Annotated in this window: 21 protein-coding genes; 3 read left to right on the top strand and 18 right to left on the bottom strand. The window is 53.1% G+C overall.

Annotated features, from left to right (window positions below):
• Positions 1–206 precede the first annotated feature (206 nt).
• The 7 genes from AC6ESO_RS25330 to AC6ESO_RS25300 all read right to left on the bottom strand — a co-directional run bounded on the left by AC6ESO_RS25330 (position 207) and on the right by AC6ESO_RS25300 (position 8,396).
• The gene (locus tag AC6ESO_RS25330) at positions 207–1,649 is read right to left on the bottom strand and encodes a bifunctional 2-methylcitrate dehydratase/aconitate hydratase (protein WP_497093813.1); all 1,443 of its coding nucleotides are present in this window, start codon (positions 1,647–1,649) and stop codon (positions 207–209) included.
• A 24-nt stretch (positions 1,650–1,673) separates the two neighbouring features.
• Positions 1,674–2,939 (bottom strand): citrate/2-methylcitrate synthase, encoded by a 1,266-nt coding sequence (locus AC6ESO_RS25325; RefSeq protein ID WP_497093812.1) that lies wholly within the window; start codon positions 2,937–2,939, stop codon positions 1,674–1,676.
• 3 nt (positions 2,940–2,942) lie between these two features.
• Positions 2,943–3,845, bottom strand: coding sequence for a methylisocitrate lyase (gene prpB / locus AC6ESO_RS25320; RefSeq protein WP_497093811.1), 903 nt, complete (start codon positions 3,843–3,845; stop codon positions 2,943–2,945).
• 49 nt (positions 3,846–3,894) lie between these two features.
• Complete coding sequence (locus AC6ESO_RS25315; RefSeq protein ID WP_497093810.1) at positions 3,895–5,031, bottom strand: acyl-CoA dehydrogenase family protein; 1,137 nt, start codon at positions 5,029–5,031, stop codon at positions 3,895–3,897.
• A gap of 8 nt (positions 5,032–5,039) precedes the next feature.
• Positions 5,040–5,900, bottom strand: a complete 861-nt coding sequence (locus tag AC6ESO_RS25310; protein ID WP_497093809.1) for a 3-hydroxyacyl-CoA dehydrogenase family protein — start codon at positions 5,898–5,900, stop codon at positions 5,040–5,042.
• Positions 5,901–5,995: 95 nt separating this feature from the next.
• Entirely contained in the window at positions 5,996–7,192 is a 1,197-nt protein-coding gene (locus AC6ESO_RS25305; protein ID WP_497093808.1) for an acetyl-CoA C-acetyltransferase, read from the bottom strand.
• Positions 7,185–8,396, bottom strand: a complete 1,212-nt coding sequence (locus AC6ESO_RS25300) for an acyl-CoA dehydrogenase family protein (RefSeq protein WP_497093807.1) — start codon at positions 8,394–8,396, stop codon at positions 7,185–7,187. The genes AC6ESO_RS25305 and AC6ESO_RS25300 overlap by 8 nt, the downstream gene beginning before the upstream one ends.
• Before the next feature lie 147 nt (positions 8,397–8,543).
• On the opposite strand from AC6ESO_RS25300, the gene AC6ESO_RS25295 reads away from it, so the two are divergent.
• Positions 8,544–9,431, top strand: a complete 888-nt coding sequence (locus AC6ESO_RS25295; RefSeq protein ID WP_497093806.1) for an ankyrin repeat domain-containing protein — start codon at positions 8,544–8,546, stop codon at positions 9,429–9,431.
• Positions 9,432–9,508: 77 nt separating this feature from the next.
• On the opposite strand, the gene AC6ESO_RS25290 is transcribed toward AC6ESO_RS25295, so the two are convergent.
• From AC6ESO_RS25290 to queF, 5 genes are all read right to left on the bottom strand, one after another.
• Positions 9,509–10,006: a DinB family protein gene (locus tag AC6ESO_RS25290; RefSeq protein ID WP_497093805.1), complete on the bottom strand. Its 498-nt coding sequence runs from the start codon at positions 10,004–10,006 to the stop codon at positions 9,509–9,511.
• A 92-nt stretch (positions 10,007–10,098) separates the two neighbouring features.
• The gene (locus tag AC6ESO_RS25285; RefSeq protein WP_497093804.1) at positions 10,099–11,538 is read right to left on the bottom strand and encodes a tetratricopeptide repeat-containing glycosyltransferase family 2 protein; all 1,440 of its coding nucleotides are present in this window, start codon (positions 11,536–11,538) and stop codon (positions 10,099–10,101) included.
• Positions 11,539–11,619: 81 nt separating this feature from the next.
• Entirely contained in the window at positions 11,620–14,559 is a 2,940-nt protein-coding gene (locus tag AC6ESO_RS25280) for an Ig-like domain-containing protein (protein ID WP_497093803.1), read from the bottom strand.
• A 209-nt stretch (positions 14,560–14,768) separates the two neighbouring features.
• Positions 14,769–15,974 (bottom strand): MFS transporter, encoded by a 1,206-nt coding sequence (locus AC6ESO_RS25275; RefSeq protein ID WP_494821990.1) that lies wholly within the window; start codon positions 15,972–15,974, stop codon positions 14,769–14,771.
• Positions 15,975–15,992: 18 nt separating this feature from the next.
• A complete protein-coding gene (gene queF / locus AC6ESO_RS25270; RefSeq protein ID WP_494821989.1) occupies positions 15,993–16,496 on the bottom strand; it encodes a preQ(1) synthase in 504 nt (167 codons plus the stop codon).
• A gap of 95 nt (positions 16,497–16,591) precedes the next feature.
• Between queF and AC6ESO_RS25265 the strand changes: the two genes are divergently transcribed.
• Positions 16,592–17,116 carry a DinB family protein gene (locus AC6ESO_RS25265; protein WP_497093893.1) on the top strand — a complete coding sequence of 175 codons (525 nt, stop codon included), beginning with the start codon at positions 16,592–16,594 and terminating at the stop codon, positions 17,114–17,116.
• Positions 17,117–17,174: 58 nt separating this feature from the next.
• Here AC6ESO_RS25265 and deoC read toward each other — a convergent pair whose 3' ends face one another.
• From deoC to AC6ESO_RS25235, 6 genes are all read right to left on the bottom strand, one after another.
• Positions 17,175–17,858, bottom strand: coding sequence for a deoxyribose-phosphate aldolase (gene deoC, locus AC6ESO_RS25260; RefSeq protein WP_497093802.1), 684 nt, complete (start codon positions 17,856–17,858; stop codon positions 17,175–17,177).
• Between the two features lie 24 nt (positions 17,859–17,882).
• Positions 17,883–18,839: a DNA-binding transcriptional repressor DeoR gene (gene deoR / locus AC6ESO_RS25255; protein ID WP_494821987.1), complete on the bottom strand. Its 957-nt coding sequence runs from the start codon at positions 18,837–18,839 to the stop codon at positions 17,883–17,885.
• Between the two features lie 42 nt (positions 18,840–18,881).
• Entirely contained in the window at positions 18,882–19,838 is a 957-nt protein-coding gene (locus tag AC6ESO_RS25250) for an ABC transporter permease subunit (RefSeq protein ID WP_494821986.1), read from the bottom strand.
• A 3-nt stretch (positions 19,839–19,841) separates the two neighbouring features.
• Positions 19,842–20,918 (bottom strand): ABC transporter permease, encoded by a 1,077-nt coding sequence (locus AC6ESO_RS25245; protein WP_497093801.1) that lies wholly within the window; start codon positions 20,916–20,918, stop codon positions 19,842–19,844.
• Positions 20,915–22,438, bottom strand: a complete 1,524-nt coding sequence (locus AC6ESO_RS25240) for an ABC transporter ATP-binding protein (protein WP_497093800.1) — start codon at positions 22,436–22,438, stop codon at positions 20,915–20,917. Before AC6ESO_RS25240 ends, AC6ESO_RS25245 begins: the two co-directional genes overlap by 4 nt.
• Positions 22,439–22,554: 116 nt before the next feature.
• The gene (locus AC6ESO_RS25235) at positions 22,555–23,673 is read right to left on the bottom strand and encodes a BMP family lipoprotein (protein WP_497093799.1); all 1,119 of its coding nucleotides are present in this window, start codon (positions 23,671–23,673) and stop codon (positions 22,555–22,557) included.
• A gap of 500 nt (positions 23,674–24,173) precedes the next feature.
• On the opposite strand from AC6ESO_RS25235, the gene AC6ESO_RS25230 reads away from it, so the two are divergent.
• On the top strand, positions 24,174–25,436 hold the full coding sequence (locus AC6ESO_RS25230; RefSeq protein WP_497093798.1) for an MFS transporter: 1,263 nt from the start codon (positions 24,174–24,176) through the stop codon (positions 25,434–25,436).
• Positions 25,437–25,658 lie beyond the last annotated feature (222 nt).

Below are 25,658 nucleotides of genomic sequence, written 5' to 3'. Positions count from 1 at the left end.
AGGTGCGGTTATGGAGGTAGCGAGCAGTTTATGCCACTGAGAGACGGGTTTTCCTCCTCTCAGCTTCTTTTTCCAGTAATTTTGTGATTGAGAGAAAGGTCTCCGACTCTCGGAACCCCGGGGCATGATAGTGGAGGTAGAGCGACTTCAACAGATAAGAGTCCAAGCGAACAAAACCGACTCCTATGGAAGCGAGTCGGTTTCATTCAAGGCGCGAACAGTTCCAGAAACGCGCTCACGCTCATCGGCTCCAGCAGCTGCGGGTCATCGCACACCGCCATAATTTGCGTTGTTTGTTCCGGAGAGAATCGCGTCAGCAGATTGGATTCGAATTTCTTTTTCAAGAGTGGGATGCCTTCGTCCCTCCTACGTCTGTGGCCAATCGGATACTCCGTGAGCACCTCATCCGTCGCGCTTCCGTCTGTAAAGAACACCTGCACGCTGTTTGCGATGGAGCGTTTGTCCGGGTCCAGATAGTCCACCGTGAAGTCCCCCCGCTCCTTCACCTCCGTCAAGCTGCGCAAACGGTCAACCCGCGGATCTGCCGCCGCCTCATCCTCGTAATGATCAGCAGTCAGCGCACCGTGGAGCAGGCCGATCGCCGTCATATACTGCAAGCAATGGTCGCGGTCAGCGGGGTTGTGCAGAGGGCCTTTCTTATCAATGATGCGGATGGCGGACTCGTGCGTGGTAATGGTTATGCGGTCGATTTCGTCGAATCTCTCAGCAACGAGAGGATGCAGCGCAATGGCGCTCTCCACCGCAGTTTGCGCGTGGAATTCGGCCGGAAATGAAATTTTGAACAGCACATGTTCCATAACATAGGAGTTATAAGAACGCGAGAGCGAGAACGGTCTGCCTTTGAATAGCACATCATAAAAGCCCCACCCCTTCGCCGACAGCGCGGACGGATAGCCCATTTCCCCTCGCAGCACCATGAGCGACAGCCGCAAAGCACGGCTCGTTGCATCACCGGCAGCCCAGGATTTGCGCGATCCGGTGTTTGGCGCATGCCGGTAGGTGCGAAGAGCCTGCCCGTCAATCCACGCATGGGACAATGCCTGCGTGATGTCATCCTTCGTACCGCCGAGCAGACCGGTTGCTACTGCGGTGGACGCCACTTTTACAAGTACGACATGGTCGAGCCCTACTCGGTTGAAGCTATTTTCAAGCGCCATCACGCCTTGCAGCTCATGTGCCTTGATCATAGCAGTCAGTACATCGCGCATGACGAGCGGAGGCTGTCCCGCAGCCTGCCTCACTTTGCTTGCATAATCCGCGGCAGCCAGAATCGCCCCAAGATTATCGGACGGATGGCCCCACTCCGCGGCGAGCCAGGTATCATTGTAATCCAGCCACCGAATCATGCAGCCGATGTTAAAAGCAGCCGTCACCGGATCTAGCCGAAACGAAGTCCCCGGCACACGTACGCCACCCTCCATCTCTGCACCCGGCACTACCGGGCCGAGCAGCTTCGTGCAAGCCGGGTAGTTTAAAGCCAGCATGCCGCAGCCCAGCGTATCCATCAAACAATAACGAGCAGTCTCATAGGCCAGCTCGCTGTCTATCTGGTAGTCCGTTACATACGAAGCCATATCGGCAAGCACTTGGTCCGGCTCGGGCCGAATATTATCCTGACCATATCCCATGGCGGCAGCCCCTCCCCTCATCGCTTAATAGCGTTCATGAACAGCCAGCCACGTCAGCGGATCAGGTCCGACATAAGCGGCGGTCGGCCGGATAATACGGTTATTTTGCCGCTGCTCCATAATGTGCGCCGTCCAGCCCGTTATACGGGAAATGACGAAGATCGGCGTAAACATCGGCGTAGGGATGCCCATGAAATGATAGGCGGTCGCGCTGTAGAAGTCGAGGTTGGGGAATAAGCTTTTTTCCTGCTGCATCACATTCTCGACCGCTTCCGATATCGCATAGAGATGGCTGTCCTCTGCCCACAATGAGAGTGTCTCCGACCATTTCTTGATAATGTCCGAACGCGGATCGGAAACCGTGTACACCCGGTGGCCAAACCCCATGATGAGCTGCTTCGCCGCCAGCCTCGCACGCGTTGCCGCTTCCGCTTCCTCTGCGCTATCGAACTGGGTGATCAGCTCCATGACAGCCTCATTCGCCCCGCCGTGCAGATTGCCCCGCAGTGTGCCGATGCCAGTCGCAATGCAAGAGTAATAGTTCGATAGCGTAGAAGCTGTTACACGGGCGGCAAAAGTCGATGCGTTAAACTCGTGCTCGGCATACAGAATTAGCGAAACATCGAATACGCGAATAGCGAGATGCTCCGCATGTTTGCCGTGAAGCAAATAGAGAAAATGACCCGCAACCGTGTAATGGTCGAGGTCGAACGGCTCTTCTGCTGGCGAAGATGAGGCAGGCGCAGGGCTAGCTGCAGGCGCAGAATCCTCCGTGTCTGCCTTCAACACCTGCGGAGGATCCGTGTCTGTACTCTGCATCTGTGAAAGCTCTGCCCGCACCGGATCATCCTTCTGCTCCGCGGCGGCAGCCCGCCTGTGAAAATGATACCAATGCAGCAGCATCGGGCCGGTCAGAGCAATGAGCCGATCCGCAATATCAGCTGCGCCAAGCGATGCCGACTCCGGCTCCATCGTCCCGAGCGCGGTGCAGCCCACCTGCAGCACCTCCATCGGATGGGCATCTGCCGGCAGCAGCTCCAAGATTCGCTGCAGCGTCTCCGGTAAACGGCTCGCCTCAGCCAGCTTGCGCCGGTAAGCCGCAAGCTCATCCACATTCGGCAGCTTACCGCGAATGAGCAGATAAGCCGTCTCCTCGAAGCTGCCGTGCTCTGCCAAATCTTCGATGGAATATCCGCGGTAGGTGAGTCCGAGTCCATTTTTGCCTACCGTACTGATTGCCGTTTCACCGGCTTCAATGCCGGCCAAGCCTCCGGGCTTCTTCACGGTCATCTCTCATTCCTCCTCCGAATTCCGTGCGGCGAACAGCGCATCCAGCTTGCGCTCATAATCGTAGTAGCCGAGATATCGGTAAAGCTCCTCGCGCGTCTGCATTTCGTCAAGCACGGAGGCTTGGGACCCTTGCACGCGAATCGTCTGATATACCTTCAGCGCTGCGGCATTCATCGCACGGAAGGCTGACAGCGGATACAGCACCAGCGATACCCCGGCAGCTGCCAGTTCATCCACCGTGAAGAGCGGCGTGCGTCCGAATTCCGTCACATTCGCCAGAACCGGCACCTTCACTACAGCCGTGAACGCACGGTACTCCTCCAAACTGCCGGCCGCCTCCAGAAAAATCATATCCGCGCCGGCCTCCACATACGCCTTCGCCCTTGCGACAGCGCCTTCCATCCCTTCCGAAGCGAGCGCATCCGTACGTGCCATAAGTACAAAATCCGCGTCAAACTTCGCATCTGCCGCGCTTCGTATGCGATCCGCCATCTCCGCTGTGCTGACGATGGCTTTGTTCGGCCGATGCCCGCATCGCTTCGCGGCCACCTGATCCTCGATATGAATGCCTGCGGCACCGGCGCGGATCATCTCCCGCACAGTGCGCGCAATGTTAAACGCCGAACCGAAGCCGGTATCGGCGTCTACAAGCAGCGGTAAATCAACGGCGCTGCTGATTCGCCGCACATCCTCCAGCACATCGCCCTGCGTCGTAATGCCGAGGTCCGGCAATCCGAACGAAGCGTTTGCCACTCCTGCGCCAGATACATACAGCGCACGAAAACCCGCCGATTCAGCGAGCAGCGCGGCATAGGCATTTATTACACCAGCCACCTGAAGCGGCTTCTCCTGCTGCAGCGTCTCTCGAAGCCGAAGCCCCGGCGAGCTGCGATTCATCGATACCATTAGCCTTCCTCTCCTTCCGCAACGCAACATGGCGGAAGCCGCCAACAGGTTAACTGCCCCGCAGCAGCTCGCCGGAAATCACCAACCGATGAATTTCGTTCGTACCCTCGTAAATTTGCGTCACTTTCGCATCGCGGAACAGCCGCTCCGCCTGCAGCTCATCCGCAAGGCCGCTGCCTCCGCACCACTGCAGCGTCTTCGTCGTCACATGCATCGCCGTATCGCTGGCGAACATTTTGGCCATGGACGCTTCCTTCGTGCAGCGCACGCTGCGCTGATGCATATCCGCCGCGCGGTACACGAGCAGCGCAGCCGCCTCCACCTGGGCCGCAAGCTCCCGATACTCCGCAGCGGCTCTGCTCCTTACTCGAAGCGGCAGCGCACGCAGCTGCTGCTCGCTCACAGCAAGCGCCGCTCGCGCAATCCCGAGCGCCTGCGCGCCTATGCCAATTCGCCCGCCGTTCAGCGCCGATTTGGCGATGGCGAAGCCTTGCCCTTCCTCGCCAAGGCGCCGACCTGCCGGTACGATCGCATCCTCTAGAATCAGCTCGCAGGTGTTCGATCCGTGCAGCCCCATTTTTTTCTCCTTTTTACCTACACGGAAGCCCGGCGTATCCTTCTCTACCAGAAAAGCAGTAATCCCGCCTACACTGCCGCTTTGCCCGTTATGCACGGAGGCGAACAGCACGTATTGATCCGCCTCACCCGCATTCGTGATGAACACCTTCGTACCGTTCAGTACATAGTGATCCTCACGGCGAACCGCTGCCGTCCGAATCGTCGAAGCATCGGAGCCGGCATGCGGCTCCGTTAATGCGAAAGCGCCTAACCATTCCCCCGAGGCGAGCTTAGGCAGACAACGCATTTTCTGCTCCGAAGTGCCATGATACAGAATGGGCAGCGTCCCAACCGACGTATGCACCGACAAAATAACGCCGACCGCCGCACTCACCCGAGCTATTTCTTCGATCGTGAGAATATAGGAGGTCAGTTCAAGCCCGCTTCCGCCCCATTTCTCCGGCACCGGCAGTCCCATCAAGCCCCTTGCACCCATCTCTCTCACGAGCTGCGCCGGGAAACGGTCATGCTCCTCCATTTCAGGGATGACTTTGGCTACCTCCCGCATGGCAAAATCCCGCACTCGTGCGCGCAACCGTTCTTGTTCATCCGTAAAATGCAGCAGCATAACGGCGGTCAGCCCCCTTCGTACACGTAGAAGCCTCGACCGCTCTTGCGCCCCAGCCAACCCGCGGCGACATAATTGCGAAGCAGTGGACAAGGTCTATATTTGGAATCGCCGAATCCTTCGTGCAGCGTTTCCATAATCGCGAGGCAAGTGTCGAGTCCAATCAGATCGGCCAAGGTCAGCGGCCCCATCGGATGATTCATGCCAAGCTTCATCACGCCATCGACAGCTTCGATCGAAGCCACGCCCTCATAAACCGTGTACACGGCCTCGTTGATCATTGGCATCAGTATGCGGTTGGACACGAATCCGGGAAAATCCCGCACCTCGAGCGCTGTCTTCCCCATCCGCTCCGCCAGCTTCGCCACGGTGGCATAGACATCATCCGACGTACGCAAGCCACGAATGACTTCAACCAGCTTCATGACCGGTACCGGGTTCATAAAATGCATCCCGATCACCTGCTCCGGCCGCCCGGTCACCGCTGCCAATTCCGTGAGCGACAGCGATGAAGTATTGCTAGCGAGAATCGCTCCTTGCCGGCAAATACCATCGAGCTTAGCGAGCAGCGCCTTCTTCACCGGCATGCTCTCGGTTACGGCTTCGATGACAAGATCAGCGCCGGACGCCGCTTCCAAGCCATCCGCCGCGGTTATGCGTCCAAGCGTCTGCAAGGCCGACTCTTCTGTGATTCTGCCTTTCGCAACGCTACCGGTGAGCTGCACGCCGATTTGCGCCAACGCTTTGCCGATGCGTCCCGCTTCCGCATCATGCAGCAGCACTTGGCAGCCTGCCTGCGCGGCAACAAGCGCGATGCCGCTTCCCATCTGGCCTGCTCCGACGACCGACACATGGTGGATATCTGCCATGAATGACTACCGCCTTCCCTAAGCCATTGTCTTTCTTCCCTAGTCTCTCGCCTTTGGTCCTTCATGCTCTAGCAATCAGCACTCTGCCCTCTGCGCTAGTCCACCCGAACCAACACGGCGTCGCCCTGACCGCCGCCGCTGCAAATCGCGGCAATGCCTACCCCGCCGCCTCGCCGCTTCAGTCCGTTAATCAGCGTCATGACAATCCGCGCTCCGCTTGCTCCTACAGGATGGCCCAGCGCAATCGCACCTCCATGCACGTTGACCTTGTCGGCATCCCAGCCAGCCAGCTTCCCGCAAGCCAAGACAACAACCGCGAATGCTTCGTTGATCTCGAAGCGGTCAATCGCGTCCATCGCAAGCCCCTGCTGCTGCAGCAGCTTCTGCACGGCAAAAGCCGGCGCGATCGGATAATTGCGCGGCTCCACGCTAACCGCGGCATGACCGAGCAGCACAGCCTGCGGGGCGCAGCCTTCCTGCAGCGCCTTGCTCTTCGAGGCTACAACGAGCGCCGCCGCACCGTCATTAAGCCCCGGAGCGTTGCCCGCCGTAATCGTGCCGGAGTTACCGGCAGCGAATACCGGCATCAGCGCAGCCAGCTTCTCTGCGCTTGTGTCTCCGCGAGGTGCTTCATCCTTATCAATAGCGAACACATGGCTCTTCGTCGGTACTGCACCCGGCAGCGGAACGGGGACAATCTCCGAATGAAAGTAACCCTGCAGGCCGCTCTGAACGGCACGCTCGTGGCTTCGCAGTGCCCATTCATCCTGTTCCAAGCGGCTGATCCCATACTCAGACGCAATGTTATCGGCATAGTCACCCATGTGCATATCAGCGAAAGCGCAGCGTAACCCATCGCGAAGCAATAGATCGGCTGCCCGGCCATCCCCAAGACGCATGCCCAACCGCGCCTCCGTCAATGCATACGGCACCTGGCTCATACTTTCCATGCCACCGGCGACGATCAGCTCTGCATCGCCCGCAGCAATAATTTGCGAGGCCATCGTCAGTGCCCGCATACCCGAAGCGCACACTTTATTAATGGTCTCAGCAGGTACGGTGTGGCTAAGTCCTGCCAGCATAGCTGCTTGCCTTGCCGGGTTCTGGCCCGCTCCCGCTTGAACGGCCATGCCCATGATGACCTCATCTACCGAGGCAGGCGAGATACCGCCGCGATGCAGTGCTCCTTCAATGGCAAGACCGCCAAGCTGAGCGGCCCTCATCCCCTTCAGCGCTCCGCCGAACTTGCCGAAGGCCGTGCGAGCGCTCCCTATAATGACGAGCTCAGCCATGGCGTCGCCCCCTTCCTTTTCCGCTTCCGCCGCTACTTCTTCCTTTGGACTGCGGCAATTTCGGACTGAGATCCAGCCCTTTGAAAATTTGAACCGCCTTCGCATCTCGCATAAAACGCTCCACCGGATATTCCTTCATATAGCCATAACCGCCATAGACCTGAACGGCATGTATGGTCGACGTCATCGCAGCATCCGCGGCAAAACTGAGCGCCAGCGCGGCGTTCCAGCCTTCTTCGTCGTCCGTAAGCCCCTGATCCTCTTGCCAAGCGGCTTGATACACAAGAAGCTTCGAGGCATCGGCGGCGGTCCGCATATCCGCCAGCATCCAGGCAACGGCCTGATGTTTCGCGATCGGCTTGCCGAATTGCGAACGCGCCTTGGCATAACCAAGCGCAGCTTCTGCAGCGCCTTGAGTAATTCCCGCGGCAACTGCGGCAAGACCATAGCGCACGCCTGCCGCCGTTCGGCCTGCAATCGCGCCTCCCTGTCCCTCACGGCCGATCCGCTGCCTCTTCGGCACGCGGCAATCCTGAAACTTCAAATGCGCCATGCCTGCTGAGCGAAGACCCAGCTTCTTCGTAACCGGCTGAATCGCGAGGCCGGGACTGTCTTTCTCGATGATAAAAGCGCTGTAGCGCTTGCGTCGTCCTCCCGCACTCTCTCCGGTCACCGCATAAATGATGAAGAAATCTGCTGTCGTGCCGCCAAGGATATATTTTTGCTGACCGTTTAGGACATAACCCTCCTCTTCCACGCCATCCCCCTGCGACTGCAGTTGCGCCGAGACGCCGATTCGCAGTGTTGTGCTCGGATCAACCGCACCCGGAAGCACGCCTGTGCCAATACTGATCCCATCTATAAGTCTTCTTAGATAATGACGCTTCAGCTCCACGCTTCCGAACCGATGCAAGGGCCACGCCGACAGAAAAACATGAGCCCACAGCGCCGCACCGAGCGACGCGCTTACTCTGGACAGCTCCTCCAGCACCAGCACAAAACTGAGAAATCCCCCATCTGCGCCTCCTTCCTCCTCGGGCCAAGGCAATGCCGTAAAACCAAGCTGCGCCATCGCGTCAAACGAACGCCTGTCGAATAATTCGGCCTCATCCAGTCCGCCTGCTTCCCGTGCCACCTCATGCTCCGCAAACCGTGCCGCCATCTCGCGAATCATCAATTGTTCTTCCGTCAGAGAGAATTTCACCTCATACGCTCCCCCTTCTTGAATCAGACAGAAGCGTTGCCTGCTATTTGGCGCTTATTACATCGTATTTTCGCTGGAGCCGATTCATGATAGAGTGGAAGCAAAGGCATCATGTTTTGACCATTATGGGTTGGAGTTGATATACGGATGAATTGTGAAAATGAGCGCGATAATCAAACCAGAGACGAATCGCTTTCGGCAGTATTTCCGGATGCGTATACGGCGGTGAAGACCGGGAATGTGGAGCTGCTCAAGCAGCTGCTGCATGCACATCCCGCATTGGCGAATGCCAGGTCGCTGCAGGGAAGAACGCTGCTGCATCACCTCTGTGATTGGCCCGGACACTATCCCAATCAGCTCGAAATAGGACAAACTCTGCTGGATGCGGGTGCGGATGTTAATGCGAGGGCGATTGATCCGGAGCGCGGAGAAACGTCGCTGCAATGGACAGCCAGTAACGACGATGTTGCGATGGCGACTTTTCTGCTTGATGCCGGTACGCCAATCGATGGCTTGCAAGATGACCGCAGACCGCTGGCACAATCCCTTTGGTATGGCTGCACGAAGATGGCCGAGCTGCTTGTCCGTCGAGGCGCGTCGCTTGATCTTGAGCTTGCTGCTGCCGTTGGCCGTAGCGACCTGCTTCCTTCTTTCTTCGGTCCGGATGGAACGCTTCTGCCTAGCGCCGGCAGACACCGCGAGCCTGTAAATACAACGACTCCAAGCGCTCCCGATGAGCTGCTGCAGCAAGCACTCATCTATGCCATTATTGGAGGAAGCTTGGAGTCCGCCTCCTATCTGCTGGACCGCGGTGCCGACGTGAATGGCATTCCCTCCGGCTTTGACCATACCGGAGCAGCACCTCTCCACTGGGCAGCGGCCGGTACGAATACGGCTATCATCCATCTGCTTATGGACCGGGGCGCTGAACTGAACATTAGAGATCGCCGTTATAACGGTACGCCGCTTGGATGGGCGAACCATTTCAAACGAACCGAGCACGAGGAGTTGCTACGCAGTTTAGGCGGTTTATAGGAACAAGAAAGAAGGCCGAACCGTCTTCCCCTCGCTTGCGAGTGGAGACCGTTCGGCCTTCTTTCTATTTCCATACATCACTTCGGCGCTGTCATGCCCATTTGTTCCCATTCTTCCTTGGAAGGACCATACAAACCTGCAACAGGCAGCCCGGCTTGGCGCATCAGAACAGTCAGTTGACCGCGATGATGGACCTCATGTTTGATGAAGAGCTGCATCGTGAGGCCATTTTCCCAAACCTCACCGAAAATGTTGTGGCTTTCGAGCAATTTCTCGTCGGACCACTGCGAAGCCGCTTCAAGAATGGAAGCCGCCGTTTCGCGGTAGGTTGCCGCAATAACCGCTGCCGACCGCGGCGGTTCCGATTTGGCAGCCGGTGCCTTGAAATCAAGTCCGATACGGCGCAGCATTCCGGTATCATCGTGAATTAAATGCCAGGCCAATTGGCCAATCGTTCTGCGACCTTCTCCAACCGACTGCGTCAGCGCTTCATCGGTCAGCAGATCCAGCAGCTTCTGCGTCCCTTGCGATTCATCTTTATAGTCCTCAATAAAATCCTTTACCGTTCTAAACATAGGTAATCGCCTCCATGGCCTGCTTTGAATTCCTTCTCGCAATTACTATATCGCAGGTCTACTGACAACAGCATGTCAGTTGAGTTCAACTTTTATTCGTTGTTCATGCTGTTTAGCTTCTTACGCACCATGTTCAGTTCGGGATGTCGGGAGAGAATCTGTTCATATTGGGCTTTCGCCTCTGTTTGCTTGCCCGCTATTGCTGTAAGATCCGCCAACGCAAGATCTGCTTTCCAATCCGCAATGGCAGCATCCGCCGTTACAGTTCCCCGATAAGTACGGAATGCTTCCTTGGATTCCTTCAGGCTGCTCTCAGCCTGCTGCAGCAGAACCCCCGCCAGTCTCATCCGCGCTCTCGCCAAGTGATATTTCGCATCCGGGAAGTTTGGCTGCACTTCAACAGCACGTAAGCATACGCGCTGCGCCTGCTCATAATCCTTCGTGCTCATATAGATTTTGTTCAGATACATCAGCACATCCAGCAGCCTGCCAAAATTCGGCTTACTCGGCGCAAGCCGCTCCGCCTCTAGAAATAGGTGCTTCGCTTTCTCAATATCCCCTGCCGCAAGCGTTTCTCTGCCATAATAAAGCAGCCAACCCGGGTTGTCCGGTTCCTGTTCCACCATCAGCTTAAGCAGCCGTAAGTTGCGCTCGATCTTATTCTGCTGCCCCATGATAGCCGGCTCATAGCCGTCATGATGAAGCCGGATACGAACCGGGCGCCGCATCATGCGGTTGTCGTACATATCTTCGCCTTCAATTACAACCTGCTCGTGAACGCGCCCGTAATAATGCAAGCCGCGATTAAGCGGGAACATGCGGGGATTCGCATAATCAGCCGAGATTGTGCCCTGCACCTGATTGACTTGGCATACATTTAGGACGGTGTGCTGAAACCGATCATGGAACATCGATGCGGCCAACCGCACAGCGCCGATGTCCTCCTGAAACAGCCATTCATCCGCATCCACCCAAAGCACCCAATCGCTCTGGATATGCGGCAGCGCTTGATTTCGCTTCCATGCAAAATCGTCATTCAGCGCAACGCTCCGAATAACCTTCACCTTGGGCAAATGTTCGACAAGCTCGATCGTGCCGTCCGTAGAATCCGAGTCAATGATGATGATCTCATCCACGGCATCCTGTAAGCTATTGACACAGCGGACGATACAACGCGCTTCATTCCGTGTCATAATAGCGGCTGCAACAGTTACGGCTGGTTGTAGCAGCCACAATTCCTCTAAGTCCGGGCGCGGTTCTCCCGGCGGTCTCGCCGCCAGCACCTTCTGAACCTCGCTCCCCCATTGCGCCTGCGGGTCAAGCACGCTGCCCCTCTCGAAGGCATGTCCTGCTTCTTGAACGTAGCCTTGATGCAGCAGCGCTTCCCCAAGAAACACCCAATTCTGTGCGATTAGCGGCTGGCTGCGCAGACTATCAAGCGACAGCTTCTCCGCCAGTTTGAGCTTACGAGCCGTTATCGCTTGACGAATGGCGTTCGAAGCTGACTGTTTCATATCCGTTGCCTGTTTCAAGAGCTTCATTCTCCTTCCGGGTGATTTGAAAAGAAAAGGCCAACCTGAAAGAAGTTGGCCATTGGTTAAACGTCTTTTCTTCTAAGCGGATCCAGGGTCTACTTCCTGACCCCACTCCCTATTCAAATACAGAATAAGTACTCTGGTAGTGATGCCGTCCGTAATGTGCACCCTTACGAATTCACTGTCACCTGGAAGCATGGCTTCTGTATTGACGTCGAAATGTAAGGTTGTCCCCTCTAAAGGATCGGCGTTAGGAATAATGTACTCGCTGTCCATATACTGGAATGCCAATGAAGCTAAGTTCATTCCCACAAGTTGTGCTTCAAAATCCTCATCGAGGGCAAGGTCTAGACTAAAACTAGAATTGGATTCTAGATCAATACGTTTATCATAGACGATGAAATTGCGATAGATTTTAGAGTCTTGATCGGTCTGGCCAAATGGTAAACCGTCCGATGTCGAAATCGCGAGTGTCGTTTGACCGGCTTCAACACCTTCAACAATCAGCTCCATGTCTTCTTCCGAATAGCTTGCCGTTACACATCCGGAAAGCCATTCGCATTCAGTTCCATCCACAACAGCGCTGGCACTGATAGCAGGATCGTCTTGTGGATCAACGATAGCAATCCTATACGTTTCTCCTCTCTTAATCGGGATCGGCATTTCACTTTCACCCTCTACATACGGGGCAGAATTTTCCCGAATTCGGAGCGTATAACTTCTAACGTTTGTTTCGATTTGCCCATTTAATGTACGACCTTCAACGGTAATTTCCGACACGTTCGTAAATGTCGCATCCGTCCATAGACTCAGATAGTCGTCACTTGTCCATGTGCCCAGCTCATAACTGCCAATGCTCATGACCTCATCATCGTTATATGCAGTAACTCGGAACTCATCGGCATTTTGGAAGATATCCTTCATGTAAACATGAGCATTGTGATCCACATAAACGTCCATATTATAGTTATTGAAAAATTGCACACCGATATCTTTATATCCCACCCCAACATACAGGTTAAAATTATCTGTAATTGTCAGGCCGTGGTCGTCCCAAGCCGATACGACAACGTTCACGTTGTGATCATCTTCCAATGGAACCGTTAACATCGAACCTTCGATCTGCAGACCGTCGTATGGAGGTTCCGTTATATATGAGAAATAATGTCCATAACTTCCTTCAAAATAATCAGCCAAGTCAACGGTATACTCATTCTGTACGTTACTGATTCCGTCTACATCCGGAAGGCTGCCTAATTCCCCATCGTAGACTTCAACCGAAACCGGGATCGTAACCCATGTTTCAAAGCCGTCATCACTAGCCTGCAAATCGAAAGAAGCGAACCCAAAGGAGCCGAGTGCATTTAAATATAAACTCGAACCATTGAGCGTTCCGGATAGGCTGTAACCATTGCCTTGGAAGGTCGTACGGTACGTGAGCTGCTGACCGTCGACTTCTGTAAAAACTTTCGACAGATCAAGCATAGCGCTCTGATAACGGTGAAGTTGAATGTAACCGTCTTGACCTACCATACCTTTCACTGGTGCATCGTCTACCGGCGTAATATTCACAGTAACCGTCACTTCGTCCGAATCTTCCGTACCATCGTTCACGATATACGTGAACGAATCGGGTCCATTGTAGTTCTCATCCGGCACGTACGTGAACTTGTTCTGCTCCGACGAGCTTGCGATTAACTCGCCATGCGCCGGACCCTTGCCTTCTACAATAATAGCCGTCAATTCATCGTCGTCTGCATCCGTCCCGCCGAGCTGAATGGATGTCGTAGTATCTTCATTTAGCTCCACCACACTGAGTTCCTTCGCTACTGGCGCATGATTCACGGCGTTGACCATGATCGTCACCGTGACCTCTTCCGAATCTTTCGTACCATCGTTCACGATATACGTGAACGAATCGGGTCCATTGTAGTTCTCATCCGGCACGTACGTGAACTTGTTCTGCTCCGACGAGCTTGCGATTAACTCGCCATGCGCCGGACCCTTGCCTTCTACAATAATAGCCGTCAATTCATCGTCGTCTGCATCCGTCCCGCCGAGCTGAATGGATGTCGTAGTATCTTCATTTAGCTCCACCACACTGAGTTCATTCGCCACAGGCGCATGATTCACCACAGGCGCAGCACCAACCGTCACGCTAAAGAGCTTCGTAGCACTCTCATCGCCGTCGCTCCCATCCACGGTAATAATGAGAGACTGCGAGCTCGGATTAATAGCGTTTAGGACTAGAGTGCTATTTTCACTATCCAAATAAGCATTTACAAAGGAACTGCTGGACGGAGGGTCAATGAGTGCGAAGGAAAGCTCGTCGCCATCTTCGTCGCTGAATAGATCGTTTAATTGGATCTCGGTGTAGGTACCTGCTGTCATTGTAATCGATGTTGTTTCCGAGGAGACGATCGGCGCATGATTCGGCGTCGGCACTGTACTTGAAACGGCGGCTTGCAGGAGCGTGCGGTAATCACCCGTGGATTGGAATTCACCGGCGTGGCTGTTGAAATACTTGATAATATCGGCAATCCCCGCTCCGTCTTGATCGGGATCGAGCGCCCCATTGGCAACGACCTTTAAAGTGAAGCGTTCATGAATGGACATGCTCTCATTCGGCTTATGTACGATGAGATCTACCATGGTGGTGCCGGTCTTCTTGAGGTTAAAGGCCAAGTTGTTATTACTCGTAACCTTAACATCAGCTACGCTGTTATTCTGGACAACAACGGTATACGCTAGCGTATCCGCCTCTTCAAAAATCGTGTTCAGATCAATTTGAAAGTTATTTCCTGCCGTTAGTTTAGTAGCATACTCATTGGCAAGCGTACTGTTGATGCTCTTGATGACGACCGGGAGATTAACCGGCTGCGGGATGACAACCGGGTCTGCACTTGCAAATCCGGGAACTGCAAGGGCAACCGGAATGGCTAGCGCTGTTGCAGTACCGAATATTGTGGCTGCTTTCTTCACGGACTTAAGCCGCTGCTTTCTCTGTTTCTTAGTCATCAACGAACAAATCCTTCCCCTGGCATATATGAAGAGCGGAATCTATGATCGCAATAGGCATTCTATACCATTTATACTACTGCTACTATACCACGGGAGCATTCGATAGAGAATGCGAAAGTGCCATATTTTTGTCATTTTATGACGAAAAAACCGCTCGCGAGCGTATTCCTCTCACGAAGCGGTTTTAGATTCCACATAATGTTAATTTAGGGTTGGTGGCTGGTGACGGCGGCGGATTTCTGCTTTACTTTCAGTTTAAACAATAAGGCAGATAACAGCAGCATTGCACCGTTAATGACGAAGATATAATGGATCGACATCATGCCGCCGAGGAGCCCCCCGATAATCGGTCCGGCCATCGTTGCAAGCTGTGAAGCGGACTGGTTCAGGCTGAACGCCCGACCACGGAAATCCGATTCCGTATTCTGCACGATCATCGCGTTAATCGACGGATTCACGGCAGCGAAGAACAGACCGTAACCGAATCGCAGCACGCCAAAGCCGATATAGCCAGTAACGAAAATTTGCAGCAGATTGCCGATGCCACCGCCGATAAGCCCAATTAACAGCACCTTCTCATAACCGATCTTACGCCCCCATTTGCCCCATCTCGGCGCCATGATGACCGTAGCAATGCCGACCGCTGAGAAAATAATACCGGAGCTTAATGAGGCCTTCTCTCGGGAGATGCCCATTTTCAAAACATACAACGTAATCAGCGGCTCCAAAATCATAACCGAAAAGGTGCTGATGGCAACAAGGAGGAGCATCATGATGAATGGCCGATTGGCAAGCGCGTGCTTCAAGTCGTCACGCACATGCGACCTGGCTGCCTTGCGGTTGAAATTCTGCTCCTTCGCGAAGAAGGTCGCCACAAGAGCCGAAATGAGCACGATAGCGCTGGAGAACAGGAACGCCTCTCGGTTGCCGATATAGTGGCTGACCAAGCCGCCGGCGAGCGGTCCGAGAATGCTCCCCGTTGCTCCGGCCGTCGACATAATGCCAAGCGCATAGCCGGTTTTCTCTTCCGGCGTATTCGTTGCAACCAGAGCAATAGAAGCCGGAACAAAACCGGCGAGCAGCCCTTGAAAGATACGGATAATCAGAAACCAGTACGGATCATGGACAAAATAGTTCAATAGATAAAGCGCGGCAAGACTGAAGCCTGACCGAATCAACATCGGCTTACGTCCATACTTATCGGCGAGCGAACCCCAGAACGGCGAAATCAGCGCGCTCGCCAGAAAGGTAATACCAAAGGCAACGCCAGACCATAATTCCAGGTGATGCTCTACTCCAAGCTCGGTATTTAAGAAGATTGGCAGAAAAGGAATCGAGATGGAGTAGGCCATGCTGCAGAAGAAAACTCCGGTCCACAGTACGACTAGGTTCCGTTCCCATGAAAAATTCATATGCAGCCACTTCCTGACTTATCTGTTATCGATTTTCTCCGGATACAGATCGTGATTCATCAGACGGTATTGCGCCATTTCTTCGAATTTGGTGCCGGGGCGGCCCCAGTTGGTGTAAGGATCGATTGAGATGCCGCCGCGCGGCGTGAACTTGCCCCACACCTCAATATAGCGCGGCTCCATGAGCGCGATGAGATCATTCATGATGATGTTCATGCAATCCTCATGGAAATCACCATGGTTTCGGAAGCTGAACAGGTACAGCTTAAGCGACTTGCTCTCCACCATTTTCACATCGGGGATATAAGAGATATAGATGGTTGCAAAATCAGGTTGTCCCGTAATCGGGCACAGGCTTGTAAACTCCGGACAGTTGAATTTCACAAAATAATCGCGTCCGACATGCTTGTTATCGAACGATTCCAGCACTTCTGGGCTGTAGTTGAACAGGTAGGACGTTCCTTGATTGCCTAATTGGGTAATGCCGCCGCTTTGCAGCTCTTCTTTCGATCTTCCTGACATTTTTACATACACTCCTTGTATTTACTTAATTCGGGGGTTACTCTTGTTCTAGTAGCTTACACCTTATCGCAGGCTCAATTCAACCTAAGGGGATGATGCTCTTGTTAACCAGACCTTCAGCAGATGAATACGGATCACACTTCGGCACGTATATCGCAGCTGCTCCGGACGGAGATTTGCGCGAAGCGCTTGAAGTCAATCGCAACCAAACAAACGCCCTGTTCTCCGCGCTAACCGAAGAACAAGCACTCTATCGGTATGCACCGGGCAAGTGGAGCCTGAAAGAAATTCTTGGCCATATTACGGACACCGAGCGGATAATGAGCTATCGTCTGCTAAGAGCCGCGCGTGGAGACCGCACGCCGCTGCCGGGCTTTGATGAGAATGATTTTGTGCAAGGGGCATCGTTCGATACAGAAACGGTGGCTGAACTGCTGGAGAACTACAATGCCGTCAAAGGTGCGACCGCTTCACTTCTACGAAGCTTGCCGCCCGAGGCCTTCCTCCGGAAAGGTTTTGCCAGCAACACCGATATATCTGCCAGAGCGCTCGCGTACGTCATCGTCGGCCATGAACTGCACCATTTGAATGTCATCCGAGAGCGATATTCGAATCGCTAGAAAATAACCGAGAGAGGTGCATATATGCACCTCTCTCGCTTTGTCTTGCCATATGAAATTAGTAGCCTTCGTTTGTTCCGCCGCTGACGATCGTGACGCTTGCACTTGCGCCGATACGTGTCGCCCCTGCATCAATGAGACTGCGAACAGCTGCCAGATCACGCACGCCGCCTGAAGCTTTAACGCCCATCTCCGGCCCTACCGTTTTACGCATAAGCGTAATATCTTCAACCGTCGCGCCGCCCGGACCGAAACCGGTCGAGGTTTTCACGAAACCTGCTCCGGCACGTTTGCAAATCTCAGACGCCGTAACTTTCTCTTCATCCGTGAGCAACCCCACTTCAAGAATAACTTTGCTAACCGCGCGTCCTTTGCAAGCATTGACTACGCCGCGCACATCGCGTTCCACTTCTTCAAGGCGTCCGGATTTCAGCGCGCCTACGTTAAGCACCATGTCGATTTCCGTAGCACCGTTCTCGATGGCATCCTTCGTTTCTGCTATTTTGACGAGTGAGCTTGATGCGCCCAGCGGGAAGCCAACTACCGTCGTGATGCCGACCCCTGAACCTGCAAGCTGCTTCGCTGCTTCCGATACCCAGTATGGATTCACGCAAACGGTTGCGAACTTATACTGCTTCGCCTCTTCGCAAAGCTTGGCGATTTGCGATGCCGTTGCTTCCGGCTTCAGCAATGTATGGTCAAAATAAGCGGCTAATGCTGCTCCTTGTAACTCGTTACCCATCCTATTTCCTACTCTCTGTCTGTTTTAGTTAGTCCGTTCCAGCAGGTACTTGGCGGTGAATTGGTCGGTTATCAGCACATTCGTATATCTCCCGCGCAGTGCACCGTAGATACCGTCGACCTTGCGGATGCCGCCTGCTACCAGAATGGATTTTTCTTTCTTCTTCAGATCCTCGAGATCAATTCCGATCGTGCGCTGATTCAGCTCTTGCGAGCAGATCACACCATCCAAATTGAAGTATCGCGAGCAAATATCGCCCGCGCCCTTCTCGAAGATCATCCGAAGCTCGTTCTCGTTAAAATAATTCGCTTTAATCAAAACGGAATCTTCCGTCGGCGCCCCTACCGTCACAATCGCGATGTTGGCCTTCTTGCCCAGCTCCAATATATTCTGGATATGGCGATCCGTTTCAATCGTCTTCTTCACAACAGGGTGATCGACGATCGCAGGCAGAGGAATAAAGTACGGGACCGTATGGAGCGCTTTACCGAACAAGTTCACAATCTCATACGCGTAAGTGTTCGTCTCGGAATGGCTGACGCCGCCGTTTAACTGTACGACCTTGACGTCCTTGACATGTTTATCCTGCAGGTTAAGCGCAACCTCATACAGTGTAGTTCCCCAAGTGGTGGCGACGATATCGCCGTCCTTGATGATTTTGTCCACGTACTTCGCCGCTGCCGGGCCTAAGTACTTCTTGACCACGGCATCCTCATAATGCGGCACATTGACGATGATGACTTTCTTGAGCCCGAACTTTCGCTCGATTTGACATGCGAGAAGGTCGTTGTTTTCCAGCGGATCGACGATGCTGATAATCACATAGCCTTCTTCTTTAGCTTGTTGGATGAAGCGGCTTACAGTAGGTCTGGATACCCCGAGCTGCTTGGCAATTTCCTGCTGGCTGTAGTCCAGTTGATAATACATCCGGACCGCATCCAGCATTTTTCCCCTTTTATCATCTGAACGTTCTTCATGCACTGGCTCTCAACACTCCCCTGTCAATAGCTCACTCACTCTTCATCATCGTTTGCCCGAATCGAATACCTCCCCTGCAGCCTTAGGTGCTTGTGATGTTTTGGAGAACAGAACCAAGGCGATCAATGTCACGACATATGGAAACACCTTAAGGATAATCGGCGGAAATGAAGCAAAGGCCGGAATAACCTGCGATACGTTGGCTACCGTGCTTGCAAACCCGAAGAACAGCGTTGCCGCCAGAATGCCGATCGGACGCCATTGTCCGAAGATCAAGGCCGCGAGTGCCAAGAAACCGAGACCGGAAACCGTCCCCGTGAATTCGCCGGCGATCGTAACCAGATGGATGCCTCCGCCCAATCCTGCGAAAGCACCGGAAATTAACACGCCGATATAGCGCATTTTCCGCACATTGACGCCTGCTGCCTCTGCTGCTTGCGGATACTCGCCGCAAGAACGCAATCGCAGGCCGAAGGCCGTTTTTCTCAGAATCAAGGAACTGAGAAGGACAACGAGCAAGATGAGCCATGTCGTCCAATACGTCTTCGTGAAGAGCAGCGGTCCCAGAATTGGAATATCCGATAGTCCCGGCACATTGAACGGCGGGAAACCGCCCGCAAGACGGATATTACCGCTGCCCGTGATGTTACGGGAAAGGAACACCGTAAGGGCTCCGGCAATCATGTTGATCGCCGTACCGCTGATAACCTGATTCGCGCTTAGATGTATACTCGCGAATGCATGCAGCAGCGAGAAGAGCGTCCCGGCTACGATCGCTACCAGGAGTCCGATCCAGATCGATGCAATTTGATGATCCGGCCAAGCCGTCTGCAGCTTATACATCGTGAAGGCCGATGCGAAGGAACCAATAACCATTAGCCCTTCCAAGCCGATATTCACGACACCGCTTCGTTCGCTGAACAATCCGCCAAGCGCCGTAATGAGCAGCGGAATCGTAAACATGATCGCATACGGGAATATTTGTTGAATCGTTGTCCACATACGCTACACCTTCTCCTTTCCGCTAACCGCTCCGTTTGCAGCCGCCGCTTTGCGTTTGGACAGCATTCGCGTAATGAGTTTGTCCATTAGTACGCTTGTTGCTGCGAAATAGATAATGATCGCAATAATAGAATCCGCAATTTCCGGCGGAATCTCGGTCATCGCATTCATGAAGCCGCGGCCGGAGTACAGGAGACCGAAGAACAGCGCGGATAACAATACACCGATCGGCGAGTTGGCGCCAAGAAGCGCAACCGCGATACCATCGTAACCCTGCGTCGGCAATACACCGATCTGAATGTTGTTTCCGTTGCCTGCATATTGAGCCAAACCGCCAAGTCCGGCGAGCGCGCCGGAAATCAGCATGGACGTGATGATGCTGCGATTAACGCCGATCCCCGCATATTCAGCAGAGTGACGATTGTAGCCAACCGCTTTGAGCTCGTAGCCGAGCGTTGTTTTGTTGATAATGAAAGCAATGATGATCACGACAATCACCGCAAGGAACAAACCCAAGTTTACATAGGAGCCGCCGAACATATCGGATAGGAAGGCAGCCTTCAACGTAGCCTTATCGGCAAGCGAGCGAGATTCCGTCTCGATTTGCTCCGCCTTCAGATAAGCCGGAACCGCATAGTAGATCGTCCAATAAGCGATCCAGTTCATCATAATCGTGGATACAACTTCATGTACGTTGAATCTTGCCTTGAGCAGCCCCGGAATAAAGGCCCAAACTGCGCCGCCAAGAATAGCGGCAATGATCATGAGCAGCAGAAGCAGCGGCCTTGAGGTGTCGATATTAAGGCCCACTGCCGACGCGCAGAAGCCGCCAAACAGCATCTGGCCTGCTGCTCCGATATTAAACAAACCTGTACGGAACGCGAAAGCAACCGACAGCCCCGTGAAGATAAGCGGAGTTCCCGTCGCGAGCGTATCACCGAAGCGAGACGAGCTTTTGAGGCCGCCCTCAAAGAGGTATCTGTAGCCCTCGATTGGCTGATGTCCTGTCACGGCCATCAGGATTGCGCCCCCAATTAAGCCGAACAGCACCGCACATAGGGATATAATGATATTTCTCATTGGTCTCCCCCATTTCCAACGCCGGCCATCATCAGACCGATATCGTTCTCGTTCGTTTCGGACGCATTGACGACGCCGATCAATTCTCCGTTATTGAGTACCGCAATGCGGTCTGACACGTTAAGCACCTCGTCAAGTTCCAGCGAGATGAGCAGCACAGCTTTGCCTCTGTTCCGGTGCTCGATCAATCGCTTGTGGATATATTCGATCGATCCCACATCAAGACCGCGCGTAGGCTGAACCGCGATTAACAGACCCGGATCAAGTTCAATCTCACGCCCGATGATCGCCTTTTGCTGATTACCTCCGGATAACGAACGCGACATGGAAAGGGGTCCTCTGCCTGAACGCACATCGAAGCTCTCCAGAATGCCGCTCGCATATTTGCGAATCGCAGCCTTGTTCAAGATGCCCCGCTTCGAGAATGGCTTGCGGTTGTAAACCTGCAAAATCATATTCTCTTCGAGCGTGTAGTCCAGCACCAGCCCGCGTTTCTGACGGTCTTCCGGGATATGCGCGATGCCCTTCTGTATCCGGCCTCGGATCGATTCGCGCGTAATGTCGTGTCCGTCTATCTCAATCCGTCCGCTTTCGACTTTGCGCAGACCTGTAATCGCTTCCACTAGCTCCGTTTGCCCGTTGCCTTCTACGCCGGCGATACCGACGATTTCTCCTGCCCGAACATCCAGCGAGAAGTTTTTGAGCCCGGGTACGTTTTTATTATTATTCACGGTGAGCCCATCCAGCTTCAGGATCACTTCGCCTGGCCGACTACCTTCTTTTTCAACTTTAAACGAGACATTGCGTCCAACCATCATCTCGGCCATCTTGAGCTCGCTCGTTGTCGCGACGTCAACCGAACCGATTGTTTTGCCGCGGCGGATAACCGTACACCGATTAGCTACCGCTTTAATTTCCTTCAGCTTATGCGTGATCAGAATGATCGACTTGCCTTCAGCGACCAAGCTCAGCATGATTTTGCCCAATTCTTCAATTTCCTGCGGCGTCAGAACGGCGGACGGCTCATCAAGAATAAGCACTTCCGCATCCCGATACAGCATCTTCAAGATTTCCACACGCTGCTGCATGCCAACCGAAATATCCTCAATCTTCGCATGAGGATCCACGTTCAAGCCATAACGCTTCGAGAGCTCCTCGATACGGCGAGCTGCTCCATTGATATTTAGCACGAGACCTTTTTTAAGTTCATTGCCGAGAATGATATTTTCGGTAACGGTAAAATTGCTGACCAGCTTAAAATGCTGATGAACCATGCCGATGCCAAGCTTGTTTGCTACGTTCGGGTTTGCGATCTTGACTTGCTCGCCATTGATCTTAATCGTACCGCGGTCCGGCTGATACATCCCAAACAGGATGCTCATAAGCGTCGACTTACCGGCCCCGTTCTCTCCGAGCAAAGCATGAATCTCGCCTTTGCGCAGCTGGAGCGTAATATCGTCATTAGCCACGACTCCCGGAAACTCCTTGTGAATATTCAACATTTCCACTACAAATTCCATACGATAGGCTCCTTTACCTAAGTGATCGTAAGGGTAAAGCTGATTCATTCTATAATGGTAAAAAGAGACGGAGCGTCCCGTCTCTTCTTAGAATTAAGGTTTATCGCGAAAAGTTCTTACTTGATAAGGTTTCCTTTTTCAGCTGCTACTTTGATATCGCCGCTTTTCATTTTCGCTGTGATATCGGAAACAGTTGTCATGGTTTCTGCGCTAAGGTTCGGGTTCTCAGCTGGCAAGCCTACGCCATCGTTCTTGATGTCGAACGTCAATGTTTGGCCGCCTGGGAATGTACCGTCTTGCTCAGCTTTCATCATGTCAAAGGATGCGGAGCTAACTTTCTTCATAGCGGAAGTGATGATGACGGATTTGTCGCCTTCATACACGCCGTCTTTGAATTGGTCGCCGTCTACGCCGACGATCCACACTTCTTTACCTGCTTTAGCGCGAGTTTTAGCTTCGTTGATTGCGCCAACGCCTACGCCGCCTGCTGCCGTGAAGATCACTTTAACGCCGCGGTCATACATTTGAGCTGCCAATTGGCCGCCTGCCGCTACGTTGTCGAAGCTGCCTTGGTAAACTACGTTTTCCGCTTTAAGCGAAATTTTAGTGCCCAGGTTGTCATTCGCGTATTTCACGCCTTGCTGGAAGCCCCAGTTGAACTTCTGTACAGCCGGAATTTCCATGCCGCCGATGAAGCCTGCTTCGCCTTCTTTCAATTGAACCGCAGTTGCTACCCCAGCGATGAAGCCGGACTCATGCTCTGCGAAGAAGATCGATACTGTGTTATCTTTCACAACCGGTGTGAAGTCGTCAGCAGTATGAGGAGCGCCGTCGATCAGAACGAATTTTGCGTCTTTATATTTATCTTGCGCCGCAAAGATCGCTGTTTCGAATTTGAAGCCCGGTGCAACGATGACTTTGAAGCCAGCGTCGTACAGGTTGCCGATTTCCTTCAGGTAGTCAGCTTCCGTTGTGCCAGCCGGTTTCAAGTATTTCGAATCTACGCCAAGCTCTTTCGTTGCGCGCTGCAAGCCTTCCCATGTACCTTGGTTAAACGATTTGTCATCGATCGTACCGGAGTCCGTAACCATACCCGCTTTAAAGGAAGCTTTGGTGCCTTCATTTGTACCTGCGTTCCCACCTGCATTGTTAGTGTTGTTGTTCTTGCTTCCACAACCTACGACCATTGCAAATGCCAGCATACAAATCACGATTGTTACTAAACTTTTCTTCATGGTATTCTACTCCTCATTTCCATATTTAGTTTACTGCTAACCCCAGTCTGAACATTTGTAAAAAACCTGTTTTAGCATTTGTTTGACCTTTATCAAATATACGGTGATTTGAGATTTTTGTAAACTAGTTTTGCGGATTAAATCCAGTGTCTCTACCTTGATATGTAACGTTTTCTCACACTTATGTCACATCTCATTCTATTCACGTATAGCATTCCCATTACGAATAAATTCTTCCATATTTTTTGGCTCGAAATTGATTTTTTTCGCCCTTCGCTGTCAGATGAAGCCTTATTCAAACACGAGCAGCCGTAAATGGCAGAAAGACAAGCCGCGGAAATGCAGCCCGTTCACCCTCAATACGACAAAATAACAAAAAATACCACTTTTTCTTTACTAGTTTAACGCGTTTCCGCAATCTTGTCCATGTAACATTATCTTGTTCGTTTCTTCATTTGCCGTTAAACTTTAACCTATCTTCCTCAGGAGGTTCTACCTGCATGACATCCGCTCGGTCCTTATTGTTCGTTTATATTCTGAATCAATCGCTGCACTGGTTCATCATCGGCTTGATTCTGCCTGTCTCCAGCTTGTTCATGTTAGATAAGGGACTAAATCTGCAAGAGATTGGGCTTATTTTCGCCGTTTCCTCGGCGGCAGTGCTGCTGCTCGAGCTGCCGACAGGCGGATTATCGGATGCGCTGGGCCGCAAGCGAGTCTACCTGATTTCCTTGCTCTTCATGCTGGGAGCGGTGCTCCTCGTCATGGTTTCATGGAATCTTATTACACTCATGCTTGGTTATGTCCTGTTCGGCGCAGCAAGAGCCCTCTCCTCAGGCTCCATCGATGCATGGTTCGTTGATGAGTACAACCGAATCGAGCCCGAGGGCGACTTGAGCAGCAAGCTGGCGAAAGCAGGCATCTTCATCCCGCTTGCCATGGGAATCAGCGCTCTTGCCGGGGGCTGGCTGCCTGATTTGCTCGGACCGTTTACTTCGGATTTCGGAGCAGGCATTTACTCCATTAACTTCATTGCCATGGCTGTCATGATCGCCGTGCAGTTCATCCTCACTGCGAAGCTGGTGGTGGAGCAAATTCACGAGAGCAGATCGATGAACATGCTAAGCGGTTTCCGCCAGCTGCCTCAGCTTGTCGCTGATGCTGTGCAATACGGATTTAAGCAGCTTGCCGTACTTCTGCTTCTGATAACGACATTCGCATGGGGTTTCGCCTTCTCCGGTCTCGAAACCTACTGGCAGCCGCAGGTGAAGAACATGCTCGGCCCCGATTCCGCCACCTGGCAGTTCGGTCTGCTGACAGCCGGCTACTTCTTATCCGCATCTGCAGGGAGCTTGCTCTTCACGCCGCTGTCCAAGCTGCTGCGTGTACCCGTAACGGCATTACTATTCGGAGCACGCTCAGCGCTCGGCATCCTGTTCCTTATCCTTGCTGCACAGCATGGCGTGGCAGGCTTCACGGCCTTCTACTTCATCTTGTTCATGAGCAACGGCATTGCCAGTTCACCGGACAGCGCTCTATTCAATCAGCAGCTAAACGAAAACAACCGCTCGACGATGCAGTCTCTTAATTCGTTATTCCTGCAGCTGGGCGGCTTGATTGGCTCCTTCATTCACGGCTTCATCGCGCAGTATGCCTCGATTTCCATCACCTGGTGCGTGGCAGGCGGCGTGCTGATTGCCTCCGCTTTTCTATATCTCAACGTCCGAGAGAACGCGAAAGAACCTATCCGAGCAGTCGGGTAGGTTCTTTTTCTTCCTATGCTTGGTCAGAGCATTCTGCTACTTCGTAATCATTTTATCCATCTGCGCCATGGCATTATCCATCTCTTGAGATAAATCGCTCAGCAAAACGCCGATAAATTGCAATTCCTGATCGGAGTAATTCTGAATAAAATCGTGGAATTGACGTTCTCCAATCTCATGGTAGTGATTATGCTCGCGAACAAGAAGAACCTACCCGGTAGT

The sequence above is a fragment of the Paenibacillus rhizoryzae genome (assembly GCF_059686995.1).
The sequence above is the reverse complement of the archived record's forward strand: the minus strand, read 5'-3'. Positions and strand labels throughout refer to the sequence as shown.

Excerpts from the sequence above, each read along its gene's own strand:
- AC6ESO_RS25315 (WP_497093810.1), bottom strand. The coding sequence starts at position 5,031 with ATGCTGCTGCATTTTACGGATGAACAAGAACGGTTGCGCGCACGAGTG.
- AC6ESO_RS25305 (WP_497093808.1), bottom strand. The coding sequence starts at position 7,192 with ATGGCTGAGCTCGTCATTATAGGGAGCGCTCGCACGGCCTTCGGCAAG.
- AC6ESO_RS25280 (WP_497093803.1), bottom strand. The coding sequence starts at position 14,559 with ATGACTAAGAAACAGAGAAAGCAGCGGCTTAAGTCCGTGAAGAAAGCA.
- AC6ESO_RS25310 (WP_497093809.1), bottom strand. The coding sequence starts at position 5,900 with ATGGCAGATATCCACCATGTGTCGGTCGTCGGAGCAGGCCAGATGGGA.
- AC6ESO_RS25250 (WP_494821986.1), bottom strand. The coding sequence starts at position 19,838 with ATGTGGACAACGATTCAACAAATATTCCCGTATGCGATCATGTTTACG.
- AC6ESO_RS25265 (WP_497093893.1), top strand. The coding sequence starts at position 16,592 with ATGCTCTTGTTAACCAGACCTTCAGCAGATGAATACGGATCACACTTC.
- AC6ESO_RS25240 (WP_497093800.1), bottom strand. The coding sequence starts at position 22,438 with ATGGAATTTGTAGTGGAAATGTTGAATATTCACAAGGAGTTTCCGGGA.
- AC6ESO_RS25290 (WP_497093805.1), bottom strand. The coding sequence starts at position 10,006 with ATGTTTAGAACGGTAAAGGATTTTATTGAGGACTATAAAGATGAATCG.
- AC6ESO_RS25330 (WP_497093813.1), bottom strand. The coding sequence starts at position 1,649 with ATGGGATATGGTCAGGATAATATTCGGCCCGAGCCGGACCAAGTGCTT.
- AC6ESO_RS25230 (WP_497093798.1), top strand. The coding sequence starts at position 24,174 with ATGACATCCGCTCGGTCCTTATTGTTCGTTTATATTCTGAATCAATCG.
- deoC (WP_497093802.1), bottom strand. The coding sequence starts at position 17,858 with ATGGGTAACGAGTTACAAGGAGCAGCATTAGCCGCTTATTTTGACCAT.
- prpB (WP_497093811.1), bottom strand. The coding sequence starts at position 3,845 with ATGGTATCGATGAATCGCAGCTCGCCGGGGCTTCGGCTTCGAGAGACG.
- queF (WP_494821989.1), bottom strand. The coding sequence starts at position 16,496 with ATGTCAGGAAGATCGAAAGAAGAGCTGCAAAGCGGCGGCATTACCCAA.
- AC6ESO_RS25275 (WP_494821990.1), bottom strand. The coding sequence starts at position 15,974 with ATGAATTTTTCATGGGAACGGAACCTAGTCGTACTGTGGACCGGAGTT.
- AC6ESO_RS25245 (WP_497093801.1), bottom strand. The coding sequence starts at position 20,918 with ATGAGAAATATCATTATATCCCTATGTGCGGTGCTGTTCGGCTTAATT.
- AC6ESO_RS25235 (WP_497093799.1), bottom strand. The coding sequence starts at position 23,673 with ATGAAGAAAAGTTTAGTAACAATCGTGATTTGTATGCTGGCATTTGCA.
- AC6ESO_RS25325 (WP_497093812.1), bottom strand. The coding sequence starts at position 2,939 with ATGACCGTGAAGAAGCCCGGAGGCTTGGCCGGCATTGAAGCCGGTGAA.
- AC6ESO_RS25295 (WP_497093806.1), top strand. The coding sequence starts at position 8,544 with ATGAATTGTGAAAATGAGCGCGATAATCAAACCAGAGACGAATCGCTT.